This is a genomic window from Saccharopolyspora antiqui (assembly GCF_052246905.1).
Lineage (GTDB): Bacteria > Actinomycetota > Actinomycetes > Mycobacteriales > Pseudonocardiaceae > Saccharopolyspora.
This window is the reverse complement of record NZ_JBQQBO010000018.1, coordinates 56340-75318: the sequence shown is the minus strand read 5'-3', so window position 1 is coordinate 75318 and position 18979 is coordinate 56340. Positions and strand designations below refer to the sequence as shown.

19 protein-coding genes are annotated in these 18979 nt (G+C 69.3%); 14 read left to right on the top strand and 5 right to left on the bottom strand.

Annotation, left to right across the window (positions count from 1 at the left end; genetic code table 11):
- Position 1 precedes the first annotated feature (1 nt).
- A complete protein-coding gene (locus ACTWQN_RS25905; RefSeq protein ID WP_443206169.1) occupies positions 2–1060 on the top strand; it encodes an ABC transporter substrate-binding protein in 1059 nt (352 codons plus the stop codon).
- A 10-nt stretch (positions 1061–1070) separates the two neighbouring features.
- The gene (locus ACTWQN_RS25900) at positions 1071–2264 is read left to right on the top strand and encodes an MFS transporter (RefSeq protein ID WP_443206168.1); all 1194 of its coding nucleotides are present in this window, start codon (positions 1071–1073) and stop codon (positions 2262–2264) included.
- A 4-nt stretch (positions 2265–2268) separates the two neighbouring features.
- On the opposite strand, the gene ACTWQN_RS25895 is transcribed toward ACTWQN_RS25900, so the two are convergent.
- On the bottom strand, positions 2269–2997 hold the full coding sequence (locus tag ACTWQN_RS25895) for an IclR family transcriptional regulator (protein ID WP_443206167.1): 729 nt from the start codon (positions 2995–2997) through the stop codon (positions 2269–2271).
- Between the two features lie 272 nt (positions 2998–3269).
- Here ACTWQN_RS25895 and ACTWQN_RS25890 point away from each other — a divergent pair, with 272 nt between their 5' ends.
- From ACTWQN_RS25890 to ACTWQN_RS25875, 4 genes are all read left to right on the top strand, one after another.
- A complete protein-coding gene (locus tag ACTWQN_RS25890) occupies positions 3270–3803 on the top strand; it encodes a tripartite tricarboxylate transporter TctB family protein (protein ID WP_443206166.1) in 534 nt (177 codons plus the stop codon).
- 10 nt (positions 3804–3813) lie between these two features.
- Positions 3814–5337: a tripartite tricarboxylate transporter permease gene (locus ACTWQN_RS25885; protein ID WP_443206165.1), complete on the top strand. Its 1524-nt coding sequence runs from the start codon at positions 3814–3816 to the stop codon at positions 5335–5337.
- Between the two features lie 25 nt (positions 5338–5362).
- A complete protein-coding gene (locus ACTWQN_RS25880; protein ID WP_443206164.1) occupies positions 5363–6334 on the top strand; it encodes a tripartite tricarboxylate transporter substrate binding protein in 972 nt (323 codons plus the stop codon).
- Positions 6335–6416: 82 nt separating this feature from the next.
- The gene (locus ACTWQN_RS25875; protein ID WP_443206163.1) at positions 6417–7469 is read left to right on the top strand and encodes a TolB-like translocation protein; all 1053 of its coding nucleotides are present in this window, start codon (positions 6417–6419) and stop codon (positions 7467–7469) included.
- Between the two features lie 244 nt (positions 7470–7713).
- Here ACTWQN_RS25875 and ACTWQN_RS25870 read toward each other — a convergent pair whose 3' ends face one another.
- Positions 7714–8274: a cysteine hydrolase family protein gene (locus ACTWQN_RS25870; RefSeq protein WP_443206162.1), complete on the bottom strand. Its 561-nt coding sequence runs from the start codon at positions 8272–8274 to the stop codon at positions 7714–7716.
- 307 nt (positions 8275–8581) lie between these two features.
- Between ACTWQN_RS25870 and ACTWQN_RS25865 the strand changes: the two genes are divergently transcribed.
- The 5 genes from ACTWQN_RS25865 to ACTWQN_RS25845 all read left to right on the top strand — a co-directional run bounded on the left by ACTWQN_RS25865 (position 8582) and on the right by ACTWQN_RS25845 (position 12837).
- Positions 8582–8779, top strand: coding sequence for a ferredoxin (locus tag ACTWQN_RS25865; RefSeq protein WP_443206161.1), 198 nt, complete (start codon positions 8582–8584; stop codon positions 8777–8779).
- The gene (locus ACTWQN_RS25860) at positions 8776–10002 is read left to right on the top strand and encodes an NAD(P)/FAD-dependent oxidoreductase (RefSeq protein WP_443206160.1); all 1227 of its coding nucleotides are present in this window, start codon (positions 8776–8778) and stop codon (positions 10000–10002) included. The genes ACTWQN_RS25865 and ACTWQN_RS25860 overlap by 4 nt, the downstream gene beginning before the upstream one ends.
- A complete protein-coding gene (locus ACTWQN_RS25855; RefSeq protein WP_443206159.1) occupies positions 10002–11411 on the top strand; it encodes an aromatic ring-hydroxylating oxygenase subunit alpha in 1410 nt (469 codons plus the stop codon). The genes ACTWQN_RS25860 and ACTWQN_RS25855 overlap by 1 nt, the downstream gene beginning before the upstream one ends.
- Positions 11411–11941 (top strand): 3-phenylpropionate/cinnamic acid dioxygenase subunit beta, encoded by a 531-nt coding sequence (locus ACTWQN_RS25850; RefSeq protein ID WP_443206158.1) that lies wholly within the window; start codon positions 11411–11413, stop codon positions 11939–11941. The genes ACTWQN_RS25855 and ACTWQN_RS25850 overlap by 1 nt, the downstream gene beginning before the upstream one ends.
- A gap of 113 nt (positions 11942–12054) precedes the next feature.
- On the top strand, positions 12055–12837 hold the full coding sequence (locus ACTWQN_RS25845) for an IclR family transcriptional regulator (protein ID WP_443206157.1): 783 nt from the start codon (positions 12055–12057) through the stop codon (positions 12835–12837).
- A 54-nt stretch (positions 12838–12891) separates the two neighbouring features.
- Here the strand turns inward: ACTWQN_RS25845 and ACTWQN_RS25840 are convergent, their stop codons facing one another.
- Genes ACTWQN_RS25840 through ACTWQN_RS25830 form a run of 3 tightly spaced genes read right to left on the bottom strand, consistent with a single transcriptional unit; the run spans position 12892 to position 15958 of the window.
- Positions 12892–13944, bottom strand: coding sequence for a Bug family tripartite tricarboxylate transporter substrate binding protein (locus ACTWQN_RS25840; RefSeq protein WP_443206156.1), 1053 nt, complete (start codon positions 13942–13944; stop codon positions 12892–12894).
- Positions 13941–14462: a tripartite tricarboxylate transporter TctB family protein gene (locus tag ACTWQN_RS25835; protein ID WP_443206155.1), complete on the bottom strand. Its 522-nt coding sequence runs from the start codon at positions 14460–14462 to the stop codon at positions 13941–13943. The genes ACTWQN_RS25840 and ACTWQN_RS25835 overlap by 4 nt, the downstream gene beginning before the upstream one ends.
- On the bottom strand, positions 14459–15958 hold the full coding sequence (locus ACTWQN_RS25830; RefSeq protein WP_443206154.1) for a tripartite tricarboxylate transporter permease: 1500 nt from the start codon (positions 15956–15958) through the stop codon (positions 14459–14461). Before ACTWQN_RS25830 ends, ACTWQN_RS25835 begins: the two co-directional genes overlap by 4 nt.
- A gap of 229 nt (positions 15959–16187) precedes the next feature.
- Between ACTWQN_RS25830 and ACTWQN_RS25825 the strand changes: the two genes are divergently transcribed.
- Genes ACTWQN_RS25825 through ACTWQN_RS25815 form a run of 3 tightly spaced genes read left to right on the top strand, consistent with a single transcriptional unit; the run spans position 16188 to position 18969 of the window.
- Positions 16188–17090, top strand: coding sequence for an NAD(P)-dependent oxidoreductase (locus tag ACTWQN_RS25825; RefSeq protein WP_443206153.1), 903 nt, complete (start codon positions 16188–16190; stop codon positions 17088–17090).
- 29 nt (positions 17091–17119) lie between these two features.
- Positions 17120–17845, top strand: a complete 726-nt coding sequence (phtC, locus tag ACTWQN_RS25820) for a 3,4-dihydroxyphthalate decarboxylase (protein ID WP_443206152.1) — start codon at positions 17120–17122, stop codon at positions 17843–17845.
- A complete protein-coding gene (locus ACTWQN_RS25815) occupies positions 17842–18969 on the top strand; it encodes an MFS transporter (RefSeq protein WP_443206151.1) in 1128 nt (375 codons plus the stop codon). The genes phtC and ACTWQN_RS25815 overlap by 4 nt, the downstream gene beginning before the upstream one ends.
- Positions 18970–18979: the final 10 nt, after the last annotated feature.

The window sequence follows — 18979 nt, the reverse complement described above, 5'->3', positions numbered from 1 at the left end:
CATGCGGCCAACGTGGCACGGCTCGCGCCGCGCGGCGCTGCGGCTCGCGGCGGCCAGCGCCGCCGCGGTGCTGGTGCTCAGCGGGTGCGGCTCGACGTCCAGCGGCGACACCAGCGAGGTGGTCATCGCCGAACCCGCGCACAGCCTGGGCTACCTGCCCCTGTACGTCGGCATCGATCGGGGCATCTTCGCCAAGCACGGTCTCGACGTGCGCGCGCTGACCCTGCAGGGCGGTGCCGCGCACACCAACGCCGTGCTCAGCAGGCAGGCGTGGGGCTTCATCGGCGGCCCCGAGCACAATGGCTTCGTGCAGGCCCAGAACCAGTCGCAGAGCGCGTCGATCAAGGCAGTGGTCAACGTGGTCAACCGGGGCAACGTGTACTTCACCGCAGCAGCCGGGAAAGACGCGCCGCCGATGACCGACGTGCGGTCGGTGGCGAACTACCTGCGCGGCAAGCGAGTGGTTACCGGGGCCTACGGCGGCACGCCGAACTCGATCCTGCGCTACGTGATGGCCGAAGGCGGGCTGCGCGCGACTGACCTGAAGCTCATCGAGGCCGTGGACGCGGCCGCGCCGATGAGCATCGTGGCGCAGGGCCAAGCCGACGTCGCGGTGGTCGCCGACCCGGTGCTGGCGCAGGGCGTGGCGCAGGGCGTCTGGCAGGAACCGTTCTTCAGCCCGCCGAGCGGACTCGGCCCCTACGCGTATTCGACCGTGAACGTCCGAACCGACACCGCGACCGGCGACGGCGCGGCGACCACTCGGAAGTTCGTGCAGGGCATGCTGGAGGCGCTCGCGGTGGTCCGCGACGACCGGCAGGCCGCGACCGAGGTCGCCAAGAAGGAGTTCAGCAACCTGCCACCGGAAGTCGTCGAGGCGACGCTGCAACGCGCCTACGCCGACCAGTTGTGGGAGTACTCCGGTGACATCAGCGAACAGGCGGTGGCCACCGCGCTGACCGTGGTGCGCCGCGCGGGCGTGCTCAAGGACGGCGACAGGCCGGTGGGCTACGCGGATGTCGTCGACCCGGAGTTCGTCCGGGCTGCCGCGCCGAAGTAGTCCGCGGCGGATGAGCACGACGCAACACCGCCTGCCGACCGGGCTGCGGCGGGAACAGCTGGTCATCTGCTGCGGCCTGGTCGCGGCGACCCAGATGACCTGGGGCTCGGTGGTTCCGGTGCTGCCGGTGTACGCGGCGTCCTTCGGCGCTGGCCCCGCGATGCTCGGCCTGGTCGTCGGGATCTTCGGGGTCGGTCGGCTGCTGGCGAACCTGCCAGCGGGCCTGCTGCTGGCCCGGGTTCCGGCGCGGCCCCTGCTGCTGATCTCGGTGGCGGGCGTGGTGGTCCTGACCGTCGCGACCGGCTTCGTCACCTCGCTGCCGCAGCTGGTGGCGGCGCGCCTGGTCAACGGTGTGCTCGGCGCGGTGGCGATCACCAGCGGGCAGACCCTGTTGGCGCAGCGCACGCCGAAGTGGCGGCGCGGCCGCGACATGGCGACGTTGCAGGCGATGCAGCTGGTCGGCGGGGCCGGTGGGCCCGCGCTCGGTGGCCTGGCGATGCTGCTGGGCGGCCCGACGCTGGTCTTCGGCCTCGCCGGTGCCGCCGCCGCGATCTTCCTCTGCTGGGCGCTGATCCGCCCCGACGACGGTCCGCTGGTGCGCGATGGCGACGCGCCGCTGGAGTTCGACGACGAGCCAGCGCCGAGGTCGTTGGCCAGCAAGGCGTTGCTGGCGGTGAACATCGTGGGTTTCGCGGTTTTCTTCGCCCGTTTCGGCGGCCAGCAGTCGCTGATCCCGCTGATCGCCTACCAGCACGTCGGGGTTTCGCCGGAGCTGTTCGGCCTGGGTTTGGGCGTGGTGACCGGCCTGTCGTTGTTGCTGCTGCCGCTGACCGTGCAGCTGGCCGAGCGGTTCGGCCGACGGCCGGTGCTCGCGGCGTCGCTGCTGGCCAGCGGTGCGGCCACCGGGTTGTACCTGGCCGTCGACGAGCCGCTGGGTTTTCTCGGCGTGCTGCTGGTGGTCGGCGGCCTGACCGCGATCAGCGGGCCGCTGCCAGCGGCGATGCTGGCCGACCACGCCCCGCCGAACCGGATCGGCGTGGCCACCGGCATCTTCCGCACCTGCGGCGATCTGGCCACGGTGCTGGGGCCGGTGCTGCTCGGCTGGCTCTACGAGCGGTTCGGGATGTCGCTGCCGATCGTCTTGCTCGCGGTGTCCGGAGTCGCGGCGGCACTCGCATTCGCCGCGCTGACCAGGGTCCGGTAGACCGCTACCGGCCGCCCAGGGCCGTGCTGACGTCGCGCGCCGCCGCGAGCAGCGTCGGGGCGAACTCCTCCATCCGCTGGATGGTCCAGCGGTCGTGCGGTCCGCTGACCGTCAGGCCCGCGATCACATCTCGGGAGGTCCGCACCGGCGCGGAGATCCCGGCGATGCCCACGCCCTTGTCACCGATGCTCGCGTGGTAACCGCGGCGGCGGATCAGTTCCAGCTCGCGTGGCAGGCGGCTCATGTCGCGTCCGGCCGAGGCGCCGTCGGCCAGTACCGAGGCGACCTGTTCCGGCGGCAGGAACGCGGTGATGACCTTGCCGGTGACGCCCACGTAGAGCGGGTTGGCCTCGCCGATGTGCGCGACGCGCCGAACCGGCTGCGAGCTGTCCGCGCCGTCGACGCACACCCGTTGCAGGCCGACCCGCAGTTGCAGGGTCACGGTTTCGCCGCTGGCGTCCCGCAGCCGTTGCAGGTGGCTGTGCGCGGTCGCCCGCAGCGGCGAGTTGTCCAGCACCCGGGTGGCCAACAGCAGCAGCGCCGGACCGGGTTCGTACCGGCGGGTTTCCGGGTCGCGAGCCACCAGTCCCCGGCCGCACAGCATCGCGAGCAGCCGAGACGCCGTGCTCTTGTCCAAGCCCGCCGCGGTCGCCAACTCCATCAGGCCAGCTGGCGCGGACCGGGCCGCGATCTCGTCGAGCAGGTCGAAAGCCCGATCAGCACTCGTCGCCATCCTCTCACTCTACAAGAATGTGTTGTTCATATTGAGAGCGATGGCTTAGCGTTTGGCCGAGCCACCGCCTGGCTCCCGAAGTGGCGACGCCGAACCTGGTGACCGCCACGCGTCTCTCAGCGCGGAGAGGAGTTGCGAGCAGCCGTGAGCCGTCCAATTCCGCTGTGCAGCTCGGATTCCTCGACCGCCCGAACGAACCGCGATCCCCGTTGTCCAATTCGGACTGTTCGCTCGCGGAACGTCCCCGCGCGTTTCCGCCCACAGGAGCCGTGATGTCAGAAGCCGTTCGCGAAAAACGCCCCATCGCCGAACGGATCGCGGCGGGCGTGCTGCTCGCGCTGTCCGTGCTGCTGCTGACCGTCTCGCTCGGTTACGGCTTCTTCGACGGAAACCGCCCCGGACCGGGCATGTACCCGACGATCATCTCCAGTGGACTGCTCGTCGCATCGCTGGCCTGGCTGTGCGCCGGAGCTCGTGCGCCGGAAACCCGGCCGACGGAAGCGGAACCGGCCGACGACGCCGATGCCCCGATCGACGAGCAGCCGCCCATCGACGCCATCGGGTTCCGCCGCATCGCGTTCGTGGTCGCCTGGACCCTGATTCCGTTGCTGCTGCTGGAAACGGTCGGCTACCTGATCTCCCTGACCGGCTACGTCGCCGGGCTGCTGATCGTCATCGGCCGCAGTCGGATCTGGATCGCGTTGCCCGCGACGGCGATCGGCGTGCTCGGCACCGCCTACGGGGCCAACGCACTGGGCATCGTGCTGCCCGATCCGCTGAACATCATCCAGCTACTGGGACTGTAGAGGCCGCGCCATGAACATCATCAGCGATCTCGCGTTGGGCTTCTCCCACGTCCTGACCGTGCAGAACCTCAGCTACGCGGTGCTCGGCTGCGCGCTGGGCATGATCACCGGTGTGCTGCCGGGCTTCGGCCCGTCGGCGGCCACCACGCTGCTGCTGCCGCTGGCGTTCGTCGTCGGCCCCACCGCCTCGATCGTGATGATCTCGGCCATCTACTACGGATCCATGTACGGCGGCACGATCACCTCGGTGCTGCTGCGGGTGCCCGGTGAGGTCGCGTCCGTGGCGACCTGCCTGGACGGCTACGAGATGACCAGACGCGGCCAGGCGGGCAAAGCGCTGTCGATCGCCGCCATCGGGTCGTTCATCGGCGGCATGATCGCGCTGCTCGGCATGATCTTCGCCAGTCAACTGGCCGACCTGGCGTTGGCACTGGGCCCACCGGAACTCTTCGCGCTCAGCCTGCTGGCGCTCGGCCTCGTCATCGGCCTGGCCGGAAAGTCGGTGGTCAAGGGATTGGTGTCGGCGCTGCTTGGGCTGTTCGTCGGCGCCATCGGCCTCGACCTGGTCACCGGTGCGCCGCGCTTCACGATGGGCATCGTCGAACTGCGCGACGGCGTGGAGTTCGTCGCGGTGATCATGGGGTTGTTCGGGCTCGCCGAAATCCTCGAACACATCGGCAGCCGCACCACGGTCGACTTCTCCGGCAAGATCGGCTCGGTTCGGTTGAGCTGGCAGGACTTCCGGGAAAGCCTCGGCGCCATCGCGCGCGGCACCGGGATCGGGTTCTTCTTCGGACTGGTGCCCGGCTCGCCCGCCGCCGCCTGCTCGTTCGCGTCCTACGCGGTGGAAAAGCGGGTGTCGAAAACCCCGCACCGGTTCGGCAAGGGCGCCATCCAGGGCGTCGCCGGTCCGGAGACCGCCAACAACGCGTTGGCCATCTCGAACTTCATCCCGCTGCTGACCCTGGGCATCCCGTCGTCGGCGACGATGGCGATCCTGCTCGGCGCCTTCACCATCAACGGGCTGCAGCCCGGACCGCTGCTGTTCGCCCAACAACCCGAGATCGCCTGGGGATTCATCGCCAGCCTGGCGGTGTCCAACGTCATCCTGCTGATCATGGCGCTGCCGATGGTTCGGATGTGGGTGGCGGTGCTGCGGATTCCGCCGATGGTGCTCTACGCGCTCACCCTCGGCTTCATGACCGTCGGCGCCTACACCATCAACAACCGGGTTTTCGACATCGCGGTGATGTGGATCGCCGGACTGATCGGACTCGTGCTGCGCCGCTTGGACGTGCCGCTCGCGCCAGCGGCCCTGACGTTGGTGCTCGGTCCGATGCTGGAGGAGAACTTCCGCCGGACCCTTTCCATCCACCAGGGCAGTTTCGCCGGATTCATCACCAGCCCGGTCGCCATCGCCGCCTACCTGTTGATCGTGCTGACCATCGTGGTCAAAGCCGTCGGGACCATCCGAGGTTTGGCGGGTCGGCGCGCCGCCAGCCGAAGCAGCATCGATGTCGTCGGACATCTGTGAGCCCCACCGAAGAACTGGAGACGCGATGAAGCGAACCCCGTTGGCCGCCGCGCTGGCCGCCGGTCTGCTGTGCCTGAGCGCCTGCGGCACGCTCAGCAACTCCGACCAGGGCGCCTACCCGAAGCAGGGCGACACCGTTGCGCTGCTGCTCGGCCTGTCCGCGGGCGGCACCACCGACACCTGGGCGCGCATCCTCTCCGATGAACTGAGCCAGAAGTCCGGGGCGAAGTTCCAGGTGGTGAACAAGCCCGGCTCCGGCGGACAGCTGGCCATCAACGAACTGCTGGCCAAGAAGGACGTCAACGTCATCGCGAACGTCAACCTGCCCACCGCGCTGAAGTACCTCTACCCGAACGCGCAAGCGGACTACTCGCGGCAGGACTTCTCGCTGGTCGGCTGCACCGGCTACACCCCGAACGTCATCGCGGTGCACGCCGACTCGCCGTACCGGACGTTCTCGGATCTGATCAACGACATCCACGCGCGGCCAGGCAAGGTCAACGCCGCCGCCGACGGCGCGCTCAGCGACGACACCGTGGCCTACGCGAACTTCGCGCGCGCGGCAGCCGCCGACTTCAACACCGTCGTGGTGGACGGTGCGTCGGAGAAGGTCACCTCGCTGCTCGGCAAGCAGGTGGACTTCTTCAGCGGCGGGCTCACCGGACTCCAAGCGCAGTACAACGCGGGGCAGTTCCGGATCCTGGCGACGCTGGCCGACCAGCGCAGCCCGTACCTCCCGGACGTGCCCACCGCCAAGGAACAGGGCGTCGACCTGCTTTCCGACTCGTACTTCTGCGTCACGATGGCCGCTGGTGCCCCGGAAGAGGCGCGGGCGAGCCTGGAGAACGTGATGCGCGAGGTCAGCGCCGACCCGAAGTACCAGCAGGCGAACGCGAAGGTCGGCATGGAGGTGAAATTCCTCGACGGCCAACAGCTTTCGACGCTCTGGTCGCAGCAGGAGACGAACCTCCGCGAAATCATCAAGACGATCGGCTGAGAGGCACCCGACGGTCGTGAGTGCGAAAACCGGCTCCAGCGCGCTTTCGCACTCACGACCCCCGTTCATCGAAGGGGAGAAGATGACCAACCCGAGCGCTGACCAGCACGGCTTCTTGGACGAGCCGCCGGAATTCCACGAGAAGCTGCTCGACTACGGCGAACGCCCGTACTGGTCGCCGGATGGCAGCCGAATCGCCTTCATCGACAAGAACTTCGGCGATGTTTGCGAGCTGGACCTGCAATCGCGGCAGGTTCGCAACCTCACCAAGGACAACGGCGCACACCACAGCTTCCTCCGCGTTCTGTTCCTGCCCAACGGGGATTACCTGCTGATCGGCCCGAAGCACTTCGAGGACCGGGAGCGCAGCCGGTTCGACTCCTCGGAGCTGTGGTTCATGGACCGCGACGCCGCCGAGCCGCCTCGACCGCTGGGCCGCAAGATCTTCGAGGGCTGCGGGGTCTCCACGCTGACGCCGACGCTGACGTACTCGGTGCACGGCCGGATCGACCCGAGCACCGGCGCGCCGGAGGACTTCGAGATCCGGGTCGCCGACATCGACTACTCCGGCGACCGGCCCGAACTGGTGGACCGCAAGGTCGTCTACACCACCCGCAACGGTCGCTGCCCGGAGCCGCAGGACTTCCGGCACAACGACACCGAGGTCATCTTCGCCGAGTACGTCAACCGCTTCCCCCGGCGCAACACGCTGGACTGGAAGACGGTGGTGAAGGGCGTCGAGGTGGAAACCGGCGTGGTCCGGACCTACATCGACGAGCACCTCACCCACAACGAGCCGGAAGGCATCTTCCCCGACGGCGAGCACATCTGCCTCGAATCGTCCTGCGACTTCGAGAACTACTGGCCACCGATCGACCTGTGGAAGCTCAAGCTCGACGGCAGCGGTCGGCGGGTGCGGATGACCGCCGCCATCAACCGCCCACCGTGGCGGTGCAGCAACTCCAACGTCAGCCCGGACGGCCGCTGGCTGGCGTTCATGGTCAACACCCGAGGCGACATGTCCGGCTACGGCCGCGGCCTGGGCCTCCTCGACCTCGAAAAATGGGGCCAGAGCGAAGCTTCCCAACAATGGGAGGCACCAGCCGCCTACCGCAGCATCCCGATCAGCAGCTAGCGCGCCTGGCCGAGGGTGGCGACCGCCTCGGGCGCAGGGTCGTCTTTGGTTTGCTGGGGGGGATTTCGCGCGAAATCGCCCCCAGCCCCGCACGAGGACTGCCGATTTCGCGCGAAATCGCCAGCCCGCTCCGCGAGTCCGCCGCGGCCGCTCGTCGGAAGATCTCGCCGCGCCTGCGCGTGAATCGCGCCCTTGGACAGTCGTGCGGGCTCGGCGTCGAAGTCACCAGCGGGTGTCTCGGCGGCTACTTCAGCGCGGCCGTCCATTCGGTGATGGTGGTGACTTCGGCTTGGCGGGGGAAGACCTTCTCCAGGAGTACCCGGTGCACCTCGGGGTCGGCGTCCAGGCAGCCGTCGGAGAGGACGGCCAGGCGGTAGTCCAGGTCGGCGGCCTGCCGAAGTGTGGACAGCACCACGCCGCTGGTGGCGATGCCGGTCAGCACCAGTGTGTCGATGTCGCCCGCGCGCAGCACCACGTCCAAGTCGCTGCCGGAGAAGGCGGAGACGCGGCGTTTGATCACCACCACGTCACCCTCGGCGGGTGCGACGGCCGGGTGGATCTCGGTGGTGGCGTCCTCGGTGCTGAAGGCCGCCCCGGATCCGGCGATGGCGGAGAAACCCAGGTTGCGCTTGCTGACCTCCGGGAAGCCGGGCCGGAACGCGACCCGCACGTAGATCACCGGGACGTCGGCCGCGCGGGCCGCGGTGATCGCCGTCCCGAGTCGGGGCAGGTACTCGGCGTCGTCGGCGAATCGCTCGACGATGCCGCGCTGCACGTCCATGACCAGCAAGGCTGCCTTGGGCACGTTCTCAACCCTTCCGGATTCGGGTGACCGCCGGATCGACCGACCGGGTTGGCCAGCCGTCGGCCGAATAGCCGAACGATACCGCCGAACCGCTGGCGCCGCCGCGTTCCGGACATCCGGGCATCCGCCATCCATTGTGGACATTTGGGCGGATCAGGCCGCTTTCCGGCGAACTCGTTTTTCTGCACAGCAGACATAGCACTGCCCGACACGCCGGAAGCCTTGCCTCAAGTCCGACAAAAACTGTACGTTGTGGAGACAAACTTTCTGCAATAAAGAAAACACTGCACGGCTGCGAGGAAACGGGATGACGCACATCGAGTCCGACGTCACCAAGTGCCAGGGCTACGCCAACTGCGTCGCGCTTGGCAGCGAGCACTTCGACCTCGACGACGACGGCCTGGTGGTGGTCCTGCGCGAGGCGGTCGAAGACGACGAGCGCGAGACCGTCGAAGCCGCGGTGCGCAGTTGCCCGGTCAACGCGATCTGGGTCCGCGAAGGATGATCCGCCGCGTCGTCGTGGTCGGCGCCTCCGTCGGCGGGGCCGCCGCCGTGCGCGGCCTGCGCTCCAGGGGTTTCGACGGCGAGATCACCGTCATCTCCGCCGACCCGCACCTGCCGCACGACAAGCCGCCGCTTTCCAAACAGCTGCTGGCCGGGGCGTTCGACGCCGAGCAGATCTCGCTGCTGGACGCCGAAACCCTCGCCGGGATCGACCTGCGTCGCGGCGTGGCCGCCACCGGCCTGGACGTCGGTCGGCGCGAAGTACTGCTGGACGGCGGCGGGAGGGTCGGCTACGACGCGCTGATCATCGCCACCGGCGCGCGGGCCCGCACCCTGCCGGGCGAGCCGATCCCCGGTGTGCACGTGCTGCGCAGCCTCGCCGATGCGACGGCGCTGCGCGCCGACCTGCTGCGCGGCGGTCCGCTGGCGGTCGTCGGCGGCGGCTTCGTCGGCGGCGAGGTCGCCGCCACCGCACGCGGCCTGGGCGTCCCGACCACCATCGTCGAGGCGCTGCCCACCCCGTTCTTCCGCGCCGTCGGGCCGGTCGTCGGCGAACTGCTGGCCGAGCTGCACGAAGCGCATGAAGTCGGGCTGCTCACCGGAGTTCGGGTCGCGGGATTCGAACGCGGCCGCGACAGCGTGCGCGCGGTCGTGCTGGAGGGTGGCGCCAGGGTCGAGGCCAGCGTCGTGGTGGTCGGTGTCGGCGTCACGCCCAACACCGAATGGCTGGCCGGATCCCCGGTGCTGGTGGACGACGGCGTGGTCTGCGACGAGCACGGCGCGGTGCGCGGCGCGGCACACGTCTACGCCGTCGGTGACGTCGCGCGGTGGGCCGACCCCCGGGACGGCGCGCACCACCGGGTCGAGCACTGGACCACCGCCAACGAGCACGGCGACCTGGTCGCGCACAACCTGCTGGCCGAGCCCGGTGCGCGCCGCGCGCACACCGACGTGCCCTACTTCTGGTCCGACCAGCACGGCCTGAAGATCCAGCTGGTCGGCCGGGTCGGCGCCGAAGACCACGTCGAACTGCGCCGCGCCGGGAACCGCACCATCGCGCTGTACTCCGCCGCTGGCCAACTCACCGCCGCGGTGACGTTGGGCTGGCCGCGCGCCCTGGCGACCTGCCGCCGACTGCTGCGGGAGGGCGCCGACCTGGCCGCCGCGCTGGCGGCGCTCGAACCTGCCGAAGCAATCGAACGACAACGCGAGAGGGTGAATTGATGGGCGAGGACCGCTCCTACCCCGCCGTGCGGGACATGGTGAACACCCGCGACGGGGTGATCAGCCGCGACATCTTCATGAGCGAGCGGATTCACCAGGCGGAGCTGGAAAACCTGTTCCCGCGCGCGTGGCTGTTCGTCGGGCACGCCACCCAGGTGCCCAAGCCGGGCGACTTCTTCTCGTCCTGGATGGGCGCCGACCCGGTGCTGCTGACCCGGGACGACAAGGGCGAGTTGCACGTGCTGCTGAACTCGTGCCGACACCGGGGCATGCGGGTCTGCCGGTACGACGCAGGCAACTCGATGCAGTTCACCTGCCCGTACCACGCCTGGTCTTACTCGATGGACGGGTCGCTGGTCGCGGTACCCGGCGACCTGCACGGCGTGCCGCACAACCGCGCCGCCTACGGCGGCCGGTTGGAGAAGGAGAAGTGGGGCCTGGTGCGCGCCCCGAAGATCAAGGACTACAAGGGGCTGGTGTTCGCCAGCTGGGACGCGCAGGCACCCGAGTTCGACGACTACGTCGGCAATTTCCGCTTCTGGCTGGACAACCTCGCCGACGCCTTCGACGGCACGGAAGCCGGGACCGAGGTCTTCCACGGCGTGCAGAAGTGGCGGATCAAGTCGAACTGGAAGTTCGTCTCGGAGAACTTCCTCGGCGACACCTACCACGGCGAATCCACCCACGCCTCCGTCGAAGCGGTCGGCATCGGCCCCGGCGGCAAGGGCAAGCGCAGGCACGGCGAGCTGCAGAACCAGGGCGGTTTCTCCAAGGGCCGGATGAAGACCTCGTTCCGGCTCGGGCACGGCGCCTCGGACAACCTCGACTACGAGCTGCCCTACCCGGAATTCGCCCAAGATCGGTTGACCGACTACTTCGCCGACGCCTGGCAGACCCGTGCGGCGAAGCTGCGCGCCGAAGGCCGCCCGCTGGGTGGTCGTGGTCCGGCCACGATGTTCCCGAACATGTCCTTCTCGGCCGGTTTTCCGCGCACCATCCTGGTCTCGCACCCGCGCGGGCCGTGGGAGACCGAGGTGTGGCGCTGGTACCTGGTGGACAGCAGCGCCCCGGAGCACGTGCGCGATTGGCTGCGGCACTACTACATGCGCTATTCCGGCCCGGGCGGCATGACCGAGCAGGACGACATGGAGAACTGGGACTACGCCACCGAGGCCAGTCGAGGCGTGGTGGCCCGCCGCTACCCGTACAACTACCAGCAGGGTCTCGGCGACGAGCAGCCCAGCGACCTGCCCGGCGCGGTGCACTCGCACCACGCGATCGCCGGTGAGGTGAACGCGCGCGCCTTCTACCGGCGGTGGGCCGAGTTCACCGACGGGCTTTCCTGGCCGGAGCTCAACGAGCTCGCCGAGCAGGACGAGCGCGCCAAGCCGGTTGCGAAGGAGGCGTGATGCTGACCGACGAACGACAGCAGCGGCTGCTGCTGACCGCCGACGTCGCGGATTTCCTCTACGCGGAGGCGGATCTGCTCGACCAGCGGCGCTACCACGAGTGGTTGGAGCTGCTGGCGGAGGACTTCCAGTATTCGATGCCGATCCGGATGAACGTCTCCTTCGACCAGCCCGACGAGCAGGAGCAGACCCGGGCGGGTACGGACATCTGCTGGTTCGACGAGAGCAAGGAGACCGTGTCGCTGCGGGTCGATCAGCTGATGACCGGCAAGCACTGGGCGGAGGAGCCGGTCTCGCGGGTCTCCCACCTGGTCACCAACGTCCGGCTCACCGAGGTGGCGCTACCCGAGGTCTCGGTGACCTGCCGATTCCTGGTGTACCGCAACAGGGTCGCGGACGAGACCGACTTCCTAGTCGGCCGCCGCCAAGACCGCCTCCGCAGAGTCGAAGACACCTGGCAGATCTACCAACGCGAACTACTCCTCGACCAATCAGTACTCCTAGCCAAGAACCTATCCACCTTCGTGTGATCCACCCCGCGATGCGAGCTGAGTGAAGGGCACCTTCGACCGACTATGCCGGTCAAAGGTGCCCTTCACTCTTCACACGAACGGCGGGTTGAGCGAGGCGGTAGTATTCTGCTGTGCAGAAAGAGCTACCGGCCTATCCGATCTCCTCGGTCGACAACGCGCTGCGGTTGCTGCTGATGTTCCGCGATCGGCAGCGGCTCCGGTTGTCCGATGTGAGCGCCTCGCTGGACGTCGCGCACTCCACCGCGCACCGGCTGCTGGCGATGTTGGCATACCACGACTTCGTGCGCCAGGAACCCAACCTGCGGACCTACATCGCCGGTCCCGCACTGGTGGACATCGGCTTCGCCGCAGTGCGCAACATGGACATCCGCACGCACGCCCGCCCCATCCTGGAGGCACTGGCCGAAGAGGTGGAGGAAACGGTCCACCTGGCACAGCTGGAAGGCAACAAGGTCCGCTACCTCGACGCCGCCGAATGCAGCCGCATTCTCCGGGTGGCCGCCCGCACCGGCCAACTGCTGCCCGCCAACTGCACCGCCACCGGCAAAGCGCTGCTGGCCGAACTCAGCACGGAGCACCTCGACGAACTGTTCCCGCCTGGCAAGCGCCTGCCCACCTCGACCAGGCACTCCGAGTCCAGCCGCAAGGCCCTCGACGCGGAGCTGAGCCGGGTGCGGGAGCAGGGTTACGCCACCAACACCCGGGAAAGCGACGAAGACATCGTCTCGGTGGCGACGGTGGTGCGAAACGCTCGGGGCACCGCGATCGCGGCGATCAACGCGTCCTCCCCCGCGACCCGACTGCCGAAGAAGAAGCAGCTCCAGGTGGTGCGGCAGTTGCAGTCCGGCGCCCGGCAGCTGGAAGAAATCCTCGCCGGAATCGTCGACGGCTGAAAACAAGCGCGAAATCGCCAACTGCCCGCGCCGCAACCTGACAGGTTCCGCGGCTCAGCCGCCGAATGCTTCGCGCAGCAGCGCGACGTACTCCGGCGAGCTGTGCATCACCTCGTCGACGAGCTGGTCGATCTCCTCGCCGCTGGCGAAGGAGACCGGGCGCTTCTGCGCCTTGGCGTCGGCGATGTAGCGCGGGTCGGTCACCACTTCCCGGAAAGCGGTCCGGAAGGCGTCGAGCACCACCGGGTCCATGCCCGGCGGTCCGGCCAGCGAACGCCCGCTGGCGATCAACCGCACGTGGTCCTCGATGATGGTCCGGTTCGCGTCGTTGGCCAGCGAGCTCAGCGTCGGCACGCCGGGCAGTTCCGGAACCGGCTGGTCGCCGATCAGCAGCAGCGGCTTCGCGTCGCCGCTCTTCACCGCGGGCAGCTGGCTGGACAACGAGCGGCTGTGGCAAGCCGCGTATCCGGACATCACCGCGAGCCAAGCCTCGCCGCTGCCGACGAAACCGGTGACGACCTTGGCGTTCAGCTTCAGCGCCGCGTTGACCACCACCGCGTCGATGTACTCGTTGGAGCCCGGCCCGGTGGCCACCGCGCGAATCGGTTCGCGGGCGTGGTAGAGGTCCTGCAACGTGTCGTACGGGCTGCTGGCGGCGGTCATGGTCAGGTCCGGCTCGCCGCTGATCCGGCCGATGTAGGAGAAGTCCTGCGCCCGGTAGCGCACCCCCTGCGCACCGGCCAGCGCGCTGCCCAGGTGGCCGACGGTGTTCAGCAGGGTGATCTTGGTGCCGTCTGGCTTGGCCTTCCACACGTCGTTGGTGGCCAGCAGACCACCGGCACCGGGCTTGTTGATCACCACCACGTCGGCGTGCAGTTTCTTGCCGAGCTCCGGTGCCAGCTGGCGCGCGTAGAGGTCGTAGCCGCCACCGGGCTCGAACGGCACGATCAGCTCGATCGTCTTGCCCGCCAACGGTCCTTGGGCGGTGTCGGCGTCGGCCCGGTCGAAGACCGAGCAGCCCGCGAGCAGCGTGGTCGCGGCGAACGCGGCGAGAATCCGGCGGATCGCGGACCGGGCGCGTGGCCCGCTGGATGCGGTGCGGTTCAAGACTGCTCCCAGACGGCGGTGGGGATCGGAATGGTCAGCACGAATTCGAAGGCCAGGTAGATCCCGGCCAGCACCACGGCCGCGTAGACCACGCTGAACAGCCAGGACCGACGCGCCCCGAACCGCAGGTAGCACAACGCGAACAACGGCGCGGCGATGAGCAGTCCCAACAGGTAGAGCGCGACGAAGAAGCCCGCCGCCCAGCCCAGTGCCGCGACCCACGCGCGCCGACCGGCGGTGGCGAAGACGTAGTCGACGTCCCCGTCGGCCGCGTCCGTCGGAGCTTCCGGCTCGACCGGGTCCGCCCGCCGTCGGTGCCACAGCAGCGTCGCCAGGTGCGCCAGGCTCAGCAGCAGCGCGACGCCGCTGACGATGGTCGGGAACAGCGCGGTGCGAAACGGCCAAGCCCCGGTGGCCAGCAGCGCGGCGCCGAACACCAGCACCAGCACGGCCGTGATGACCAGGTCGGTGTTCTTCGCATGGCCGCGAGGTGCGGGAGTTCGCTGTGCCTGGGTCATTTGCTGGCCACCTTGCTGAGTTCGCGCCGCCGGTTGCGGCGTTCCCGCCACAACGGCAGCCAGAGCGCGAGGACGATGAGGACGGCGATGCCGAGGAAGATCGGCCGGGTCAGCCAACTCCAGCCGAACAGCGAATAGGACAGGAAGAAGTAGCGCTCCGCGATGTCACCGAGCACGATGCCCAGCAGCAGCGGAACCCGCGGCCAGTTGAAGTGGATGCAGGCCACCCCGAGCGCTCCGAAGGCCAGCATCACCAGCACGTCGCCGAAGCTGTTGGTGGAGCTGTACGCGCCGAGGCAGAGGAACAGCAGCAGGAACGGCACCAGCGTCTGGCCGGGGATGTGCACCAGCTTGGTCAGCGGCCGCAGCACCGCGAAGGCCAGCGCGGTCGAGATCAGCGTGGCCGCCACGGTGATCCACACCATCGAGAAGGTCACGTCGAGGTCGTTGGTGAGCATCTCGAAGCCGGGGTCGAGCCCGACGATCAGGAAGGCGCTGAGCAGCACCGCGCTACCAGCCGAGCCGGGGATGCCGAAGGCGATGGTGGGGATCAGCGAGCCGGAGTCCTTGGCGTTGTTGGTGGCGCTGGCGGCGATGACGCCCTCGATGGCTCCGTTGCCGAATTCCTCCGGGCGCTTGGAGATCTGCTTGGCGTGGCCGTAGGCGATGAACTGCGCCACCGAGCCGCCCAGTCCCGGCACCAGGCCGACGCCGGTGCCGATCGCGCTGGAGCGCAGCACCAGGCTCCAGTGCCGCAGCGCCTCGCGCGCGCCCGTTCCGGCGCGGTGCACGTCACTGGGCGCGGTGTGCTGCGCGACGCTGGTCTTGGACAGCATCAGCTGCAGCACCTCGGCTCCGCCGAAGAGCCCGACCACCACCGGGATGATGTCGATGCCGTCCCACAGGTAGATCTCGCCGAAGGTGTAGCGCGGCACGCCGTCGACGGGATCCATGCCGACCAGCGCGACCAGCAGGCCGAGGCAGGCCATGATCAGGCCCTTGTACAGGTCGCGGCCGGAGAGGATCACCACGAAGGTCAGCGCCAGCAGCGCGAGTCCGAAGAACTCCGGTGGACCGAGTTGCAGCACCAGCGGCCGGATGATCGGGACCGACAGGGCCAGCACCACGGCGCCGAAGATGGCACCAACCGCCGAGCTGGCCAGCGCCGCTCCCAGTGCCCGGCCCGCCTGGCCGCGCCGGGTCAGCGGATAGCCGTCGAGCACCACGGCGGCCGAGGTCGCCTCACCGGGGACGCCGAACAGGATCGAGGTCAGGTCACCGGTCGTCGCGGTGACCACGTACATCCCGAGCAGCAGCGCGAAGGCCGGGATCGGGTCCATGTTGAAGGTGAACGGCAGCATCAGCGCCAGCGTCACCGCGCCGCCGAGTCCGGGCAGGATTCCGACCAGGAAGCCGATCGCGATGCCGAGCAGCATCATCGCGATGGTCTGCAACTGCAGCACTTGGTCGAGGCTGGCTAGGAGTGCTTCGATCACTGTTCCTCCGCCGGGAACGGTCTCGCGGGCTGCGCCGCTTCGGCCGGGGGAAGCAGAGTTCGTCCACTTTGACGACCGGGGCACGTGGTGGGACGGGGAAGTCCTTCTTGCCGCCACCAAGAAGTTTTTTCTGCTCCGTGGCGGGATCAAGGTAGCCGAGGGCATCAGGAGCGTCAAGATTGCCCGCCGCGCATCGCGTCGCTACTGTGCATCAACAAGAAGATTTTTCTTGAACGGAGAAATACTGGAGGACCTTCGGTTGCGGCACATCGGAGTGATCGGGCTCGGCGGGATGGGCGCGGCGTTGACGAAAAGCCTGCTCGACGCCGGTTATTCGGTCAGCTGCTGGGACCGGCGGACCGAGGCGGCGAGGCCGCTGGCCGAACTCGGCGCGCGGGTCGCCGGTGGTGCGCGGGAGCTGGCCGCCGAGGTCGAGTTGGCGCTGACCTTCCTGCCCGGCCCGGCGCAGGTCCGCGAAGTCGCGTTGGACCCGGACGGCGTGCTCGCCGGTCTCGCACCCGGGGCGATGATGTTGGACATGTCGACCTGCGAGCCGGTCCTGGCCACCGAGCTCGACGCGGCATTTCGCGCCGTTGGCCGGAAATTCGCCGATTGCCCGGTGAGTCGGCGGGCGCCGCGGATGACCGCGCTGGTCGGTGGCCCGACAGGCGCGCTCGGGGCCGCCGAGCCGGTGCTCGCCACCGTCACCGAACACATCGTCTACTGTGGACAGATCGGGGCCGGTTACGCCACCAAGCTGCTCAACCAGCAGATCAAGTACACCTGGTACCTGGCATCCGTCGAAGCCCTCGCCACCGCCCGGAAGCTGGGCCTGGATCCGGCGCTGGTGGTCGACGCGGTGCGCAAGAGCAGCGGCGGCGACTCCGGATTCGCCAACGCCGCCGAGTACTTCCTCGGCGACGACCAGGCGATGCGGACGCACGCCCCGGCCAGCACGATCGAGAAGGACATGCTGCTCGCCGAGGCGATGACCACCCGCGCCGGGACCCGCAGCCGAATGCTCGCCCCGGTGGTGGACTTCTTCCGCGCGGTGGCCCAAACCCCGTGGCGGAACAGGCCGTTCCCGGAGAGCTGCGCGCTGCTGGAAACGATGCGCGAGGACCACCTGTGAACCGCCGACCTCGCCCGGAGGGCACCGCCATGAGCGAACGCGACGAAGACGCCCTGACCATCGCACTGGCCTGCCGGGTGCTCGCGCACCAGGGCCTCGCCGAGGACGTGCTCGGGCACGTCAGCCTGCGCACCGGGCCGAACACGATGCTGGTCCGCTGCCGGGGTCCGCAAGAGGAAGGTCTGCTGTTCAGCACCGCCAAGGACGTCCGGGAGGTCGAGTTCGACCCGACCGGTGAGCTCGGCGACGGCTACCGACCGCCGAACGAACTGCCCATCCACGCCGAGGTGATGCGGGCCCGCCCCGAGGTGCGCGCCGTGGTGCACGTGCACCCGCCAGCGGTGGTGGCCGCGGATCTGGCCGGACTGCCGCTGCGGCCGATCATCGGCGCCTACAACATCCCGGCGCTGCGGATGGCCGAGGCCGGTATTCCGGTGTTCCCGCGCGGCGCGCTGATCCGCCGCCCCGAACTCGGCGTCGAGCTCGCCCGAGCGATGGGCGACGCGCCGGTGTGCGTGCTGCGGGCGCACGGCCTGGTCACCGTCGGCGACACCGTGGCCCAAGCCGTGGTGCGCGCGCTGAACATCGACGCGCTGGCCCGGCTGACCCTGCGGCTGGGCGACGCGCTGCCCGCCGTGCCCGACCTGCCGCCGGAAGACCTGGCGGAACTTCCCGACCTGGGCGGCGGTTTCAACGACGAACAGGTCTGGCGCCACCAGCTCGCGCGGCTGCGGCACGCCGGGCTTTGCAAGTGACGCCGAACCGGCGTCGGCTGGACGTGCTGGCCAGCGGCGGCGGGGCGGCGATCTTCTCGTGTTCGCTGGGCATCGCGGGTCTGGCGCTGCCGCTGCTGGCGATCGAAGCCGGTTACGGCGCGACGGCGCTGGGCGTGCTGACGGCGCTGTCCGCGGTGTCGCAGGTCGCGGTCCGGCTGGTGATGAGCGCGATGCTGCGCAAGCTGCCGGACCGCGTTTTCGTCGCCGTCTCCGGCGCCTGCCTCGCCGTCTCGTGCGGACTGGGCGCGCTGTCCAGCGGAGTCGCGGCACTGGTGGCCGCCCAACTGCTCCAGGGGGTGGCACGCGGGTTCTTCTGGACCGGCACCCAAACGCACGCGGTCCGGATGTCGGCCCCCGCGGTCAAGGCGTTGGCCCAGCTGAACGTGCTCGGTGGTGTCGGGCTGCTCGTCGGCCCGGTGCTGGCCGGGGCGTTGACCGAGAGTTCCGCGCAGCTCGCGTTGGCCGTCGGCGCCGTCTTCGGCGGGCTCACCGTGCTGATCGCGCTGCTGCTGGTGCCGCTGCCGCCGTTCGCGCCGGGCGCCGAAGGCCGCAGCCGGGGTGCGCTTTGGCGCCAGCCCGGCATGGCCAGCGCGTGTTGGGCGGGCGCCACAGCCGGTGCGTGGCGCGGACTGCTCGGCTCTTACGTGCCGCTGGCGCTGGAGCTCGCCGACCAGTCCGCGACGACGATCGGGGTGCTGGTCTCGGTGGCCACCGGCGCGTCGCTGGCGGGCAGCGGCCTGGTGGGTCGGGTGCGCGGGCGCGGGATCCGGTGGTCCTTGGCGTTGGGGATCCTCAGCACCGGGATCGGCACCGGCGTGGTCGGCTTGCTGGCCACCGACCTGCCAGCTGTTGCCGCGGCACTGGCCGTCTCCGGTCTCGGTGCCGGAGTGCTGCAAACCGTGGGGCCAGCCGTGGCCACCGACGCGGTGCTCCCGGAGCAGCGCGGCGAGGCCGTGGCCGCGACGGGCACGTTCCGCGCGGCGGCCCTGTTCCTCGCGCCGTTCGCGGTCTCCGGCCTGGTCGCGGTGGCACCCGTGGCCCTGGCGCTGGCCCTGGCAGGCGCCTTGATGTCCGCCCCGATCATCCTGACCAGGACCGGCTGAACCGCCTCCC

What these genes read in the sequence shown, in the direction of transcription:
- ACTWQN_RS25905 (WP_443206169.1), top strand. Translation starts at nt 2, where the DNA reads ATGCGGCCAACGTGGCACGGCTCGCGCCGCGCGGCGCTGCGGCTCGCG.
- ACTWQN_RS25900 (WP_443206168.1), top strand. Translation starts at nt 1,071, where the DNA reads ATGAGCACGACGCAACACCGCCTGCCGACCGGGCTGCGGCGGGAACAG.
- ACTWQN_RS25895 (WP_443206167.1), bottom strand. Translation starts at nt 2,997, where the DNA reads ATGGCGACGAGTGCTGATCGGGCTTTCGACCTGCTCGACGAGATCGCG.
- ACTWQN_RS25890 (WP_443206166.1), top strand. Translation starts at nt 3,270, where the DNA reads ATGTCAGAAGCCGTTCGCGAAAAACGCCCCATCGCCGAACGGATCGCG.
- ACTWQN_RS25885 (WP_443206165.1), top strand. Translation starts at nt 3,814, where the DNA reads ATGAACATCATCAGCGATCTCGCGTTGGGCTTCTCCCACGTCCTGACC.
- ACTWQN_RS25880 (WP_443206164.1), top strand. Translation starts at nt 5,363, where the DNA reads ATGAAGCGAACCCCGTTGGCCGCCGCGCTGGCCGCCGGTCTGCTGTGC.
- ACTWQN_RS25875 (WP_443206163.1), top strand. Translation starts at nt 6,417, where the DNA reads ATGACCAACCCGAGCGCTGACCAGCACGGCTTCTTGGACGAGCCGCCG.
- ACTWQN_RS25865 (WP_443206161.1), top strand. Translation starts at nt 8,582, where the DNA reads ATGACGCACATCGAGTCCGACGTCACCAAGTGCCAGGGCTACGCCAAC.
- ACTWQN_RS25860 (WP_443206160.1), top strand. Translation starts at nt 8,776, where the DNA reads ATGATCCGCCGCGTCGTCGTGGTCGGCGCCTCCGTCGGCGGGGCCGCC.
- ACTWQN_RS25855 (WP_443206159.1), top strand. Translation starts at nt 10,002, where the DNA reads ATGGGCGAGGACCGCTCCTACCCCGCCGTGCGGGACATGGTGAACACC.
- ACTWQN_RS25850 (WP_443206158.1), top strand. Translation starts at nt 11,411, where the DNA reads ATGCTGACCGACGAACGACAGCAGCGGCTGCTGCTGACCGCCGACGTC.
- ACTWQN_RS25835 (WP_443206155.1), bottom strand. Translation starts at nt 14,462, where the DNA reads ATGACCCAGGCACAGCGAACTCCCGCACCTCGCGGCCATGCGAAGAAC.
- phtC (WP_443206152.1), top strand. Translation starts at nt 17,120, where the DNA reads ATGAGCGAACGCGACGAAGACGCCCTGACCATCGCACTGGCCTGCCGG.